The organism is Lysinibacillus telephonicus (genome assembly GCF_039654155.1).
Lineage (GTDB): Bacteria > Bacillota > Bacilli > Bacillales_A > Planococcaceae > Ureibacillus > Ureibacillus telephonicus.
On record NZ_CP155468.1, the window covers coordinates 2,921,358 to 2,934,337 of the forward strand.

The window sequence follows — 12,980 nt, forward strand, 5'->3', positions numbered from 1 at the left end:
ATGACTGGCCGGAGACTTTACCTTTACCCAAATAAGGTTTGCACCATCACGGAATAAAAACAAATTTGCATTCACCCCCCTATAGAGGCGGGAGTCTTTTGCTGAATGAAGATAAATATGTTCGTACTTCTGCAATAAAATAAAGAGAACCTGTAATGATTAACAGTTCATTTTCTAGAAGATTTTGTTCTTCATCTTGAATTAATTGCTTCCAGTTTTCATTTGAAATAATGTTTGGATGATTTGACTGTGAAGCAAGATAATCAGCCTTTGCTGCGCGAGGCAATGGAATTTCAGTAAATCTCATGGCAGAAGCAACCTGATCCATCATTGCAATACTTTTTCCATGATCCTTATCCATTAATGCCGCATATACAAATTTATAGCTTTTATTTGGATACACTTGCTTTAATGTTTTAATAAGTGCAGCAGTTCCTTCTGAATTATGCGCACCATCAATAATAATTCGCTCGCCAACCCTTTCAAATCGGCCTTCCCAACGTGCATTTTGAAGTGCTTGTTTAATTGTATTCTCAGAGATATCACGATCAAATAGCTTTGAAGCTACAATTGCTAAAGAAGCATTTTCCACTTGATGCAAGCCTAACATTGCTAATGGTATATTACTTAAAGTAAGCTGCTGTGATTTAAAATCAAACGTTTGAGGGAAAGATTGTTGAATATTCTCGTAATGAAAATCCTCATTTAAACAGTATATTACAGCATCGCTTTGCATTGCCTTTTGCTTTATTACTCTCAGTGCTTCTTGTTGCTTTACCCCTACTACAACAGGCTTCCCGTCCTTTATAATCCCTGCTTTCTCGTATGCAATTTTTTCAATTGAATCCCCCAATATTTCGGTATGTTCTAATGAAATAGTCGTAATCACTGAAATCTCAGGAATAATTATATTCGTTGAGTCTATACGACCACCAATGCCAGTCTCTATTAATGCCACGTCTATTTGTCCATTCGCAAAATGCAATAGGGCTAGCACAGTCATAATCTCAAAAAAGCTAGGAAATTTCCCATCCAGCTTCGACTGGATGACATCTGAAATAATATTGGCATATTGTAAAAATTGTTCATCAGTAATTTGAACCTTATTTATTGTTATTCGTTCATTAACTCTTTCCAGATGAGGAGATGTAAAAGCGCCAACTGACAGGCCGTGTCCCATTAAAATTTCCCTCGTTGCATTTAACGTGGAGCCCTTGCCATTTGATCCAGCAAAATGTATGTATTTAACTCTATTTTGTGGATTCCCCAACTGCTCTAAAATAATTCGAACTGCTTCCAGTGGCTCACCCTTATATTCGCTTGCCTTCAATTTAAAAATAAAATCTGTACATTGTTCTATTGACTGAAACATTTAATCTGCTCCTGTTTTTAAAATATTTAATCTATACTATACCATCTTATATCAGTAAGGGCTTGTACGTACTCATTACTGGTTAGTCTATTGCATATTCACGTCCAAGCAGGTTGAACGATTAAGAAAGCACAGCCTGCCACTATAAACTGTGTACTAAGCTAGAAAAAAGGAGGAGTAACTAACTAATAGCGCTCCTTACAAAATGAAAACAATAAAAATTAATACTATATTTTCTACAACAACGAAAAATGCCCTAGTTAAACTAGGACATCTTCTATAATATTACATATTTTTTAACTCTGCTAAACGTTTTTCAACTACTTCATATTTTTCTTTGTAATCTGCCAGTTTTTCACGTTCTTTAGCAACAAGTTCCTCCGGTGCTTTTGAAACAAATTTTTCATTTGAAAGCTTTCCTGAAACTAATTTTACTTCCTTCGCCCATTTTTCTAGTTCTTTTTCAAGACGAGCAATTTCCTCTTCTAAATTAATTAAACCTGCTAAAGGTAAGAATAATTCAGCCCCTGTTACAACTGCAGTCATGGATTGGCTAGGTGCTTCAATGTTTTCACCAATTGTTAAGCTTTCAGGATTACAGAATTTCTCAACATATGCTCTATTTTCCTCTAAAACCCTTGTAGTTTCTGCATCCTTAGTTGCAATGAATAGCTCTACTTTTTTGCTCATAGGTGTATTTACTTCTGCACGAATGTTTCGCACAGAACGTATAATGTCCATGAGAAGCTTCATACTTGCTGCATCATTGCTAAAGTTGAATTCTTCTTTTACAGTTGGCCATGCAGCTACTGTAATAGATTCACCGCTATGAGGCAAGTGCTGCCAAATCTCTTCTGTAATAAATGGCATTAACGGATGCAGTAAGCGCATTGTGTTGTCAAGAACATATGCAAGAACAGATCTAGTTGTTTTCTTCGCTTGCTCATCTTCACCATATAGTGGAAGTTTAGCCATTTCGATATACCATGAACAGAAATCATCCCAAATGAAGTTATAAAGTTCACGGCCAACCTCACCAAACTCATAACGCTCTGCTAGGCTTGTTACACGTTCAATTGTTTCATTTAAACGAGTTAAAATCCATTTATCTGCAACATTTAAATTGCCTGTTAAGTCAATTTCTTCGTATTTTAAGCCATCCATATTCATGAGGGCAAAGCGTGATGCATTCCAAATTTTATTTGCAAAGTTCCAAACAGCTTCTACCTTTTCAGTTGTATAACGCAAATCTTGGCCTGGAGAAGAACCAGTAGCTAAGAAATAGCGAAGTGAATCGGCGCCATATTGTGCGATTACTTCCATTGGATCTACACCATTACCAAGCGATTTACTCATTTTACGTCCTTCACCATCACGGACTAAACCATGGATTAATACATCTTTAAATGGACGTTCGCCAGTAAATTCTTTACCTTGGAAAATCATGCGGCTTACCCAGAAGAAAATAATGTCATACCCTGTTACTAGTGTATTTGTTGGATAGTAACGTTTAAATTCTTCATTTTCAGCATCTGGCCAGCCCATTGTTGAAAATGGCCATAATGCAGAAGAGAACCATGTATCGAGTACATCTTCATCTTGTGTCCAGTTTTCAACATCTTCTGGTGCTTCTTTACCAACATAAATTTCGCCAGTTTCATTATGGTACCATGCCGGAATTTGATGACCCCACCATAGTTGACGAGAAATACACCAATCATGGATATTTTCCATCCAGCGATTGTACGTATTTTCAAAACGATTTGGAACAAAGTTAACTTTTTCCGCTTCATTTTTCTGCATTTCCAATGCTTGCTCTGCAAGAGGTCCCATTTTTACGAACCATTGAGCTGAAAGGTAAGGCTCTACCACAGCACCTGAACGTTCAGAGTGGCCTACTTGATGAGTATGTGGTTCAATTTCAACTAAAACGCCTGCTTCTTGTAGATCTTTTACGATTTGCTTACGGCATTCGAAGCGGTCTAACCCAGCATATTTCCCGGCAAGTTCGTTCATTGTGCCATCTTCATTCATTACAAGAATGCGTTCTAAATTATGACGATTACCAACTTCAAAGTCGTTCGGATCATGAGCCGGCGTCATTTTTACAACACCTGTACCGAATTCCATATCAACATAATCATCGGCTACGATTGGAATTTCGCGACCTACAATTGGAAGGATAACAGTTTTGCCAATTAAATGTTTGTATCGTTCATCTTCCGGATGTACAGCAACACCTGAGTCGCCTAACATTGTTTCTGGGCGTGTAGTAGCTACACGTAAAACACCAGAGCCATCTGCTAATGGGTATTCCATATGATAGAATGCACCTTCTACCTCTTTATGGATTACTTCAATGTCAGATAAAGCTGTTTTCGCAGCTGGATCCCAGTTAATGATACGTTCACCACGGTAAATTAGTCCTTTTTCATATAGCTTAACAAATACTTCTTTTACAGCATCAGATAAGCCTTCATCAAGGGTAAAACGCTCACGAGAATAGTCAAGTCCTAACCCAAGCTTTGCCCATTGTTGTCGAATATGACTAGCATATTCTTCCTTCCATTCCCATGTTTTTTCAAGGAATTTTTCACGGCCAAGGTCATAGCGCGACACTCCCTCTTCACGAAGTTTTGCTTCAACCTTTGCTTGAGTTGCAATACCAGCATGGTCCATACCAGGCAGCCATAATGCATCATATCCTTGCATACGCTTCATACGAACAAGAATATCTTGTAATGTAGTATCCCAAGCGTGGCCTAAGTGAAGCTTCCCTGTAACGTTTGGCGGTGGAATAACGATTGAATAAGGCTGTTTGCCACTTTCAGGCTGAGCTTCGAAAAATTTACCTTGCAGCCACCATTCATAGCGACCAGCTTCGATACTTTGCGGATCGTATTTCGTTGGCATCGAAATGTTTTGTTGTTCTTCTGACATAAATAGTTTTCCTCCTTAATTAATGCCTGTTTTAAGACAAAATAAAAAACTCCTTCCGTCTAAAAAGGACGAAGGAGTTTATAATCATTCGCGGTACCACCTTTATTCCATGAGATTTACAAGCTTTAATCTCAATGGCTCTCATTTAAATAACGGCTTTTCACCGGCGTTTTGCTACTGTTATTTCACAAAAGCTGCTCCAAGGCTACATTCAAATGGTTGCAAGCAGAAACTTTTCAGCTACCGTTCCCTCTCTTGTGCAAGCAATTATCATTCTACTCTTCCTATTCATTGCATCAAATATTCAAATTCGCCGTACGAATTTGCATCTGCTGTAAGCTATCGGTGCAGATACATGCCGTCCAGATTTTGGTCGTGCATGCACGACATACTCCTTTCAAAATCTGTGACATCCGCCGGAGGCTAAATTTGTTTAACTTATAAAATAAGTTAAGCAAATTTTAACTGGTCTTATTGTATAATATTACAACAACAGTTTTCAAGTGACAACGAATATAATGAAAGGCGTGTGAACTTTTTGAAAAAAAGGGGCTTTAAAGGCAGAAGCTATAATCCTTATTTATTGCCGCCTTGGCTAAGGAAAACAAGATTTTTTTGCAAGCAAATTATTATCCCCATTACAGTTTTCCAAGGATTAAGAACTTTATTTTTGCCAACAACTGGAGACTTTCTATTTTTGCTACTGCTCGCTTTGCTATGTTATTTATTCATAACGGATTTTATTTGAAATGTTTAATAAAGTATATGATTCTGTCAATTCATTATAAAAATCATCTGTATCTGTCGGGAAATATTGATTTGACTCGACCAATTTCTCTCTCTGTTGTTCACTAACTTTTGGCTGACTAGCTTGTGGTTCTTCAATTTCTTCTACTGTACCACGGCTAAGTTCAAACTCTGGAGCCATTTTCATACTACTACTGCTACTACTGCTTTCAATTATCGGTTCTACAAATTTATACACTTCAACATAGGACGGCTCCTCAGGTACTGTTTGTCCCACAGAATTTAAAGATTCAACTGTATTTTTATCTTCTTCCATTACAGTTTCTAACTCTGGTAATTTTGGTTGTTCCGGAAATATCGCATCATAGCCAAATCGTAGTTCTTCTGTCACTATTGGTTCCTGTTGTGCTGCCTCTTCATGAGTAAATTTAAGTTCTTCTTTTTTAGAAGAGGATTCTGGTAAGCTTGGTTTCTCCAACACTGGCATTGGTTCAACAGTTGGTTCGTGTTTAAATAAAGCACCTTCAACAGATTCTTCAAATTCACAGTCTACTTCCCATTTAAATGTGCAACTCGAGCCATCATAAACGAAAAACGAGACATCATTAACGCAAACTTGAGGCTGATTTTTTTCAGCAACTTTATCTCGAGGTAAATCAACTTCTAATGGCAGTGCATATTCAAAATAACCATCATGACCATCAAATTCTAATTGATCAATTAACGTTCCTTCACAATATTCTGGGGTCTCTTTTGGATTAAAACGCGCAACCGCAGCAATATGATATATACCAACTAATCGAATAGAATCGTCCGTTTCGATTTGCTGCCAAATTGGTTTTATATCAACAGAAATAATTTCTTCAACAATGCCACACTGTTCAGGAAAAACAAATTGAGTCATCATTTCCCAGTTAATATTTTGCATATGATATCCCTCCCGTTTCTACAATATGCGAGAGAAATTAAAGTATGCTAAAAAGAATATCGATGTCGAAAAGTAAATAATAAAACAATTTACATTCGCAATTTTATTTTTCATTACGGAGTTGTTAATTTTCGTTCCAAATATTTTTGATGACTAAGGTCAAAAGCAGAAAGTTATTTTCTATTCCAATCAGAAAAGAGCTATTAATAAACAAAAAAATCTGCTCATGTATAAAGACTACAATGAGCAGATTTTTTATTTAAGTACAATAACTACTATTAACGAGCCAGCTTCGCAAAAACTGTGTAGAACGCTTGAACTGTTTTGGCAATATGTTCTTCTGTATGAGCAGTAGAAATAAATAAACCTTCAAATTGTGAAGGAGGTAAATACACTCCTTCTTCTGCCATTAATCGATAGTACTCTGCAAACAATTGTAAATCTGAAGTTTTGGCAGTTGCAAAATCCACTACATCTTCATTTGTTAAGAAGAAACCAATCATGGAACCTGCACGATTTACAGTATGTGGTATATTATATTTCGTTGCTGCTTCACGGAACCCTGCTTCTAATTGATCTCCTAACTTTTTGAAGTATTCATAAGTTTCAGGAGTTAAACGAGATAATGTTTCAATACCCGCAGTCATTGCAAGTGGGTTTCCTGACAATGTTCCTGCTTGGTATACAGGGCCAGCTGGTGCGATTTGCTCCATAATTTCACGTTTACCGGCAAAGGCACCTACTGGAAGTCCCCCACCAACAACTTTACCCAAACAAGTTAGATCTGGGTGAATCCCAAAATAGCCTTGAGCACAATTATAATCCACACGGAAACCTGTCATTACTTCATCAAAAATAAGAAGTGCACCATTTTCTTCTGTCACTTTACGTAATCCTTCTAAGAAGCCTGGTTTTGGAGGTACTACGCCCATATTTCCTGCAACAGGCTCAACGATAACTGCCGCAATTTGCTCACCGAATTTTTCAAATACAGCTTTTACGGAATCTAAATCATTATAAGCAACAGTCATTGTATTTTTAGCGATATCAGCAGGAACGCCAGGACTGTCGGGCAAACCAAGAGTTGCTACACCAGAACCTGCTTTAATTAATAATGAATCACCATGTCCGTGGTACGAACCTTCGAATTTTAAAATGATATCACGACCAGTATAGCCTCGCGCAAGACGTAATGCTGCCATTGTCGCTTCTGTTCCTGATGAAACAAAACGTACCATTTCAACTGAAGGAACTCGGTCAATCACTAATTTAGCTAGTTCATTTTCAAGTAAAGTAGGCGCACCAAATGAAGAGCCTTTTGCTGCTTGCTCTTGAATTGCTTTCACTACCTCTGGATGTGAATGCCCTAAAATAAGAGGCCCCCAGCTTAATACATAATCGATATACTCATTACCATCGATATCTTTAATAATGGCACCAAGCCCTGATTCCATAAAAATTGGATCTGTATTTACTGATTTAAATGCACGGACTGGGCTGTTTACGCCACCAGGCATTAAGTTGATGCTTTCAGAAAATGCTTGAATTGATTTTTCATAAGAACTCATATTATTTTTCCTCCAACCAACGAGCAACGTCTTTAGAATGATAAGTAATAATCATATCTGCACCTGCACGCTTCATACCAAGTAAAGTTTCCATTACGATTGCTTTTTCTTCAATCCAACCATTTTGGGCAGCTGCTTTAACCATTGCATATTCACCAGATACATTGTAAGCAACAATCGGCAAAGTAAAGTTATTTCGAACATCACGTACGATATCTAAGTAAGAAAGGGCAGGTTTAACAATTAAGAAATCCGCACCTTCTACAATGTCCGATTCAGCTTCGCGGAACGCTTCAATTCTATTTGCAGGATCCATTTGATATGTCTTGCGATCGCCAAATTGAGGTGCACCATCAGCAGCATCACGGAAAGGTCCATAATAAGCTGATGCGTATTTAACTGCATAGGACATAATCGGAACATCTTCAAAACCTGCTTCATCTAGGGCAGCACGAATTGCCGCAACGAAACCATCCATCATATTTGAAGGTGCAATAATATCAGCTCCAGCCTGTGCTTGTGAAACCGCAGTACGTCCTAATATTTCTAGTGAAGGATCGTTTAAAATTTTATCTCCTTCTACTACGCCACAATGCCCATGATCAGTAAACTCACAAAGACAAGTGTCGGCAATAACAATTAGCTCTGGATGACGTTCCTTTACAAAGCGAGTAGCTTTTTGTACGATTCCATGATCATGGAATGCTCCAGTGCCAATTGCATCTTTTTCAGCAGGTAATCCAAATAAAATAACCGCAGGAATACCAAGTTCTACTACTTCATCAATTTCTTCACCTAATCTATCTAGAGAAAACTGGTAAACACCTGGCATTGACTGTACAGGGTTTTTAATATTTTGTCCTTCAATAACAAAAATAGGGTAAATTAAATCTTCTTTGTGTAAGTATGTTTCTCTTACCATAGATCGCATCGCAGCAGATGTACGAAGGCGACGGTGTCTTTTAAAGTTTAGCTGTGCCATGATTTAAGCATCCTCTCTATTTTGTATTTCATCTAAAACCGCTTGCATTGTATATGTGTTCGGTTTATATGTAACATGTGCACCATAATGTTTAATTCTTGCAGCTGTAATATGGCCAATAGCAGCATACTTTGCTTTTGTCCAACCAACAATCGGCGCAGCAAATTTTGCAAAAACATCTACAGCAGAAGGACTTGCAAAAATTACAATGACCTCTTCATTGGATTGAATTGTATCAATTAACGGCTTTATAGATGAAAGATTGTCATAAGTGTCATATACATTCCACTCTTGTATTGCAAATGGGAGACCCGCTTTTAATGTATCTTTCGCCTTTTTTCCTCTAATAAATAAACATGTAGGATTATAGCCTGCAGCTACAGGAAATTCCTTAACAAAAATATCTGCACTATAAACAGAGGGCATAAAGTCTACATGTAATTGATTGCTCTCGAGGATTTTTGCCGTTTTCTCGCCTACTGCTGCAATTTTTGCTTTTAACTGAAAAGTACTAATTTGACAACGCCTTAGTTTATTACAAAAGATCTCTACTGCATTTTGGCTCGTAAAAATAAGCCAATCAACATTTTTAGCCTTCTCAAGCTGCAAAGAGTCGTTTGGTTCAATTATTTCTCTTATTTCAATAAGAGGATAAGCAGCTGCTCTTCCTCCTAAAGCTTCAATTTCGGAAAGGACAGTTGTTGTTCTAGATGTTCCTGTTACAACAACTATCTTGTCCTTTAGTGGTAAATTAAGCATTTTGCTCAGCCTTCACTTTTTGAATTAAATCAAAGGCTCCTTGCTCAGTCAAAATTTTAGCAACTTCTTTACCTAATTCTTCAGGATTTGTACCTGTTAATGTTTCTTTATACACTACAGATGCATCAGGAGCTGCTACTAAACCAGTTAAAGTGATTTCTTCACCGTTTGATTTAGCAAAACCTGCTATCGGTACTTGGCATCCACCATCCATTGCAGCTAAAAATGCGCGCTCTGCATGTGCTTCATTCCAAGTTGTTCTGTCTGTTAGTTTTGCAAGCTCAGTAAGTAATTCTTCATCATCTGCGCGACATTCAATACCTAAAGTACCTTGTGCAACAGCAGGCAAACAAAGATCAATATCAAGATATTCTGTTACAACCTCATCGCTCCAACCTAGGCGCTTTAGCCCTGCTGCAGCTAGTATAATTGCGTCAAATTCTTCTGATTCTAATTTTGCCAATCGTGTATCAACGTTTCCTCGAATCCATTTTATTTCAAGGTCTGGTCTTGCTTGCAATAGCTGGGCACTACGGCGAAGTGAGCTTGTACCAACGATAGCCCCTTTTGGAAGGTCGGTAAACTTCACATGATTTTTTGAAATAAATGCATCTCTTGCATCTTCACGCGGTGGAATACAACCGATGACAAAGCCTTCTGGCAATATAGCTGGCATGTCTTTCATCGAATGTACAGCAAAGTCAATCTCCTTATCGAAAAGAGCCTGTTCGATTTCTTTTACAAACAAACCTTTGCCACCAACTTTTGACAATTGAACATCTAAAATTCGATCTCCTTTTGTCACGATTTCCTTTACCTCAAATTCAAATGGAGCACCTGCATTTTTTAATTGGTTAATAAACCAATTTGTTTGTGTTAAAGCTAATTTACTTTTCCTTGAACCTACTATGATTTTTCTCATGATGAACCTACCTTTCTGCCTAATACCAAAAATGGAAGTTGGAAAGCTTACTTCCTAAAAAGAAATTAATCACAACGAGTAAAAATGTATAAATTTGAGCCCATGCAAAATTTAAACCAGTTATTTTCCCGCCATGATGAAATACTAGTACAAATAAATAAATTATTGTAATAATAAAGGATCCTACAATTTTTATATCAAGCATCGAAAGTCCTTCTAATTTTAGAAATGCCCATTCTAGCCCTAATAACAAACTAATAAAAATCATCGGTACACCGACTAAAATTGAGTAGAACATCCATTTGCTCATCTGATGTAAGCTAGGTAAGCGGGACCATAATTTCGTATACTTTTTCTCCTTTAACAAACGGTACAAAATCAAATATAGTATTGAAAATACAAAAGATATGGAAAAAGCCGCGTAAGAAAGTATGGCAAATGAAATGTGAATAAACAACATTTCAGATTCCAACGATTCGACCAGTGAATGCTGCACTCTGTCTGGCGCAAACAAATGGATTGTGACAAAGATAAAACCTAATACACTAATGAAAAAAACAGGTAAATCTACCCGAGCAACGCAATGTAAAATAATCGAAAGCGTCACTAGCAGCCATGCATAAAAATAAATCCCTTCACTTAGTGAAAGAATCGGAAAGCGTTTCGTCTCAACAATATTTAGTAATAAGAAAGCTGTTTGTAAAATCCATACAATCGAAATAAACCAAAATGCAATTCGGCGAATCTTTATTCGTTTATAAAAAAAATCGATGAAATAAAATACGATCCCGGTTGCGTAAAGAACAACCATTATCTCGTATAGCCAAGCCATTGCTAATTGTGTCATTTTGCAACCCTTCTTCATCTTTTACAACTTTTACTTTGGAAATACTAACCTTTACAAATTTTAGTAAAAATTTTGCTATAATTTAATTAGAAAATACAAATTTCTCTTAAATGAAAGAAATTTGATGTCTCATTTTCTAAAGTTAGATTATTCATTATTTTCCTAATCTGTAAAATAATAAGCGTTTCCGTGTCTTATAGTTTACCATAAAGATACGAAAACGCCTCAATTTATTTCTACTTAATATGACAATTTTCTTTCAAGAACTGTTCCATTTTGTGAACTTTTTAAAGACACTGCATCATTTTGCTGCTGTGTATTCACTTCTTCTTGAACAGCTTCCTCAATGCCAAAAATTTGTTGGAAAAGCAGAAGTTGTTGATTTGCTTTAGGCGAATTTGCCAATTCTTTTGCCTGCAAAATCGGTTCCTTCAAAAGCTGATTAATGATGGATTTCGTATGTTTATTTAAAATTTTGCGTTCACGCTCAGTTAAATTCGGCATTTTGTTTTCAATACTCATCATTGTCTCTTGCTGAATTTGGTTAGCCTTTTTACGAAGTGCTGAAATAACAGGTACAACACCTAAAGTAGCAAACCAATCCTTAAATTGAACAACTTCTTGTTCAATCATACTTGTAATTTCCTGTGCAGCTTGTTCACGTTCTGCTAAGTTTGCTTCTACGATTCCTTGTAAATCATCAATGTCGTATAAGAAAACATTAGGTAAATCACCAATTCGTGGATCTAAGTCGCGTGGAACCGCAATGTCTACCATAAACAACGGTTTTCCTTTACGTAAACGTTCAACAAACTGCATCAACTCAAAATCAATTACATAGTCTGTTGAACCAGTTGAACTAATTAAAATATCTGCTTCAAGTAAAATGCACTGTAATTCCTGCATTGACTTAGCATCACCGTTAAATTTAGAAGCAAGTTTTTCTGCTTTTTCAAATGTACGATTTAATACCGTTACTTTGCCTACTCCGCTTCCATAAAGGTTTTGAATTGCAAGTTCGCCCATTTTACCTGCACCTAAAATTGCAACATGTTTATTTTTTAATGAGCCAAAAATTTTCTTTGCAAGCTCAACTGCCGCATATGAAACAGATACAGCATTCTCATTTATAGTTGTTTCGCTATGAGCACGTTTTGCAAATGTAACAGCCTGCTTAAATAATTGATTATAAATAGTTCCAGTTGAACCAATTTCCTGAGCTTCTAAAAAGCTTTTCTTTACTTGTCCAAGAATTTGTGTTTCACCTAACACCATTGAGTCAATTCCAGATGTTACACGGAAAAGGTGATGTAGTGAATCATCGTCTTCTCGGATATATAAATGTTTGTCGAATTGATCGACAGGAATATCGAACCACTTCGCTAAAAATTGCTTGATATAATATCGACCTGTATTTAATTGATCGACAACAGCATATATTTCAGTTCTGTTACATGTCGAAACGATAACATCTTCTAATATGCTTTTTTCTTTTTTTAATGCAGCCATCGCATTCGGTAGTTCACTTTCAATAAATGACAATTTTTCTCGAATTTCGACTGGCGCAGTTTTATAATTCAAGCCTACTACAAGTGTATGCATGAACTTTACACCTCACACGATCTATTTCATAAGTTCTATTCTAACATAAAGAAAGCGCTATCCACATAATAAATTGTGAACATGATATGAAAGAATTTTTAAATTAGAATTATTCTAAAGTAAGTGTAACAAAAAATATGTATTGTTTCAATGATTGAATACTTTTCTTCATTATCTCAATTATTTTACATTACTATTACAATCATTCACCATAAAATTTAAAATTTCTACATAAATAATTTAATCGCAGTATTTCCATATTTATTGCAAGTAGTATTTCAGCTGTTTTGATTCATTATGGAGTTAAATTGTT

The 12,980-nt window shown here is 36.4% G+C and carries 9 protein-coding genes and 1 other annotated feature; all 9 genes read right to left on the reverse strand.

The window, feature by feature from the left end; genetic code table 11:
* Window positions 1–79: 79 nt before the first annotated feature.
* Window positions 80–1,372, reverse strand: a complete 1,293-nt coding sequence (locus MKY04_RS14140) for a folylpolyglutamate synthase/dihydrofolate synthase family protein (protein WP_346234609.1) — start codon at window positions 1,370–1,372, stop codon at window positions 80–82.
* Window positions 1,373–1,657: 285 nt separating this feature from the next.
* On the reverse strand, window positions 1,658–4,312 hold the full coding sequence (locus tag MKY04_RS14145; protein WP_346234610.1) for a valine--tRNA ligase: 2,655 nt from the start codon (window positions 4,310–4,312) through the stop codon (window positions 1,658–1,660).
* Window positions 4,313–4,373: 61 nt separating this feature from the next.
* Window positions 4,374–4,613 (reverse strand) — a binding site (T-box leader).
* A gap of 423 nt (window positions 4,614–5,036) precedes the next feature.
* Window positions 5,037–5,987, reverse strand: a complete 951-nt coding sequence (locus MKY04_RS14155) for a hypothetical protein (RefSeq protein ID WP_126292678.1) — start codon at window positions 5,985–5,987, stop codon at window positions 5,037–5,039.
* A gap of 278 nt (window positions 5,988–6,265) precedes the next feature.
* Entirely contained in the window at window positions 6,266–7,555 is a 1,290-nt protein-coding gene (gene hemL / locus MKY04_RS14160) for a glutamate-1-semialdehyde 2,1-aminomutase (RefSeq protein WP_126292677.1), read from the reverse strand.
* A 1-nt stretch (window position 7,556) separates the two neighbouring features.
* Entirely contained in the window at window positions 7,557–8,537 is a 981-nt protein-coding gene (gene hemB / locus MKY04_RS14165; protein WP_126292676.1) for a porphobilinogen synthase, read from the reverse strand.
* A 3-nt stretch (window positions 8,538–8,540) separates the two neighbouring features.
* Window positions 8,541–9,296 carry a uroporphyrinogen-III synthase gene (locus MKY04_RS14170; protein WP_126292675.1) on the reverse strand — a complete coding sequence of 252 codons (756 nt, stop codon included), beginning with the start codon at window positions 9,294–9,296 and terminating at the stop codon, window positions 8,541–8,543.
* Window positions 9,289–10,218, reverse strand: coding sequence for a hydroxymethylbilane synthase (hemC, locus tag MKY04_RS14175; protein WP_126292674.1), 930 nt, complete (start codon window positions 10,216–10,218; stop codon window positions 9,289–9,291). The genes MKY04_RS14170 and hemC overlap by 8 nt, the downstream gene beginning before the upstream one ends.
* Window positions 10,219–10,237: 19 nt before the next feature.
* Complete coding sequence (gene ccsA, locus MKY04_RS14180) at window positions 10,238–11,065, reverse strand: cytochrome c biogenesis protein CcsA (RefSeq protein WP_126292673.1); 828 nt, start codon at window positions 11,063–11,065, stop codon at window positions 10,238–10,240.
* Between the two features lie 240 nt (window positions 11,066–11,305).
* On the reverse strand, window positions 11,306–12,667 hold the full coding sequence (gene hemA / locus MKY04_RS14185; RefSeq protein WP_126292672.1) for a glutamyl-tRNA reductase: 1,362 nt from the start codon (window positions 12,665–12,667) through the stop codon (window positions 11,306–11,308).
* Window positions 12,668–12,980 lie beyond the last annotated feature (313 nt).

Bases quoted from the DNA above. Each gene is read 5' to 3' on its own strand.
- MKY04_RS14140 (WP_346234609.1), bottom strand. From the start codon at position 1,372: ATGTTTCAGTCAATAGAACAATGTACAGATTTTATTTTTAAATTGAAG.
- MKY04_RS14145 (WP_346234610.1), bottom strand. From the start codon at position 4,312: ATGTCAGAAGAACAACAAAACATTTCGATGCCAACGAAATACGATCCG.
- MKY04_RS14155 (WP_126292678.1), bottom strand. From the start codon at position 5,987: ATGCAAAATATTAACTGGGAAATGATGACTCAATTTGTTTTTCCTGAA.
- hemL (WP_126292677.1), bottom strand. From the start codon at position 7,555: ATGAGTTCTTATGAAAAATCAATTCAAGCATTTTCTGAAAGCATCAAC.
- hemB (WP_126292676.1), bottom strand. From the start codon at position 8,537: ATGGCACAGCTAAACTTTAAAAGACACCGTCGCCTTCGTACATCTGCT.
- MKY04_RS14170 (WP_126292675.1), bottom strand. From the start codon at position 9,296: ATGCTTAATTTACCACTAAAGGACAAGATAGTTGTTGTAACAGGAACA.
- hemC (WP_126292674.1), bottom strand. From the start codon at position 10,218: ATGAGAAAAATCATAGTAGGTTCAAGGAAAAGTAAATTAGCTTTAACA.
- ccsA (WP_126292673.1), bottom strand. From the start codon at position 11,065: ATGACACAATTAGCAATGGCTTGGCTATACGAGATAATGGTTGTTCTT.
- hemA (WP_126292672.1), bottom strand. From the start codon at position 12,667: ATGCATACACTTGTAGTAGGCTTGAATTATAAAACTGCGCCAGTCGAA.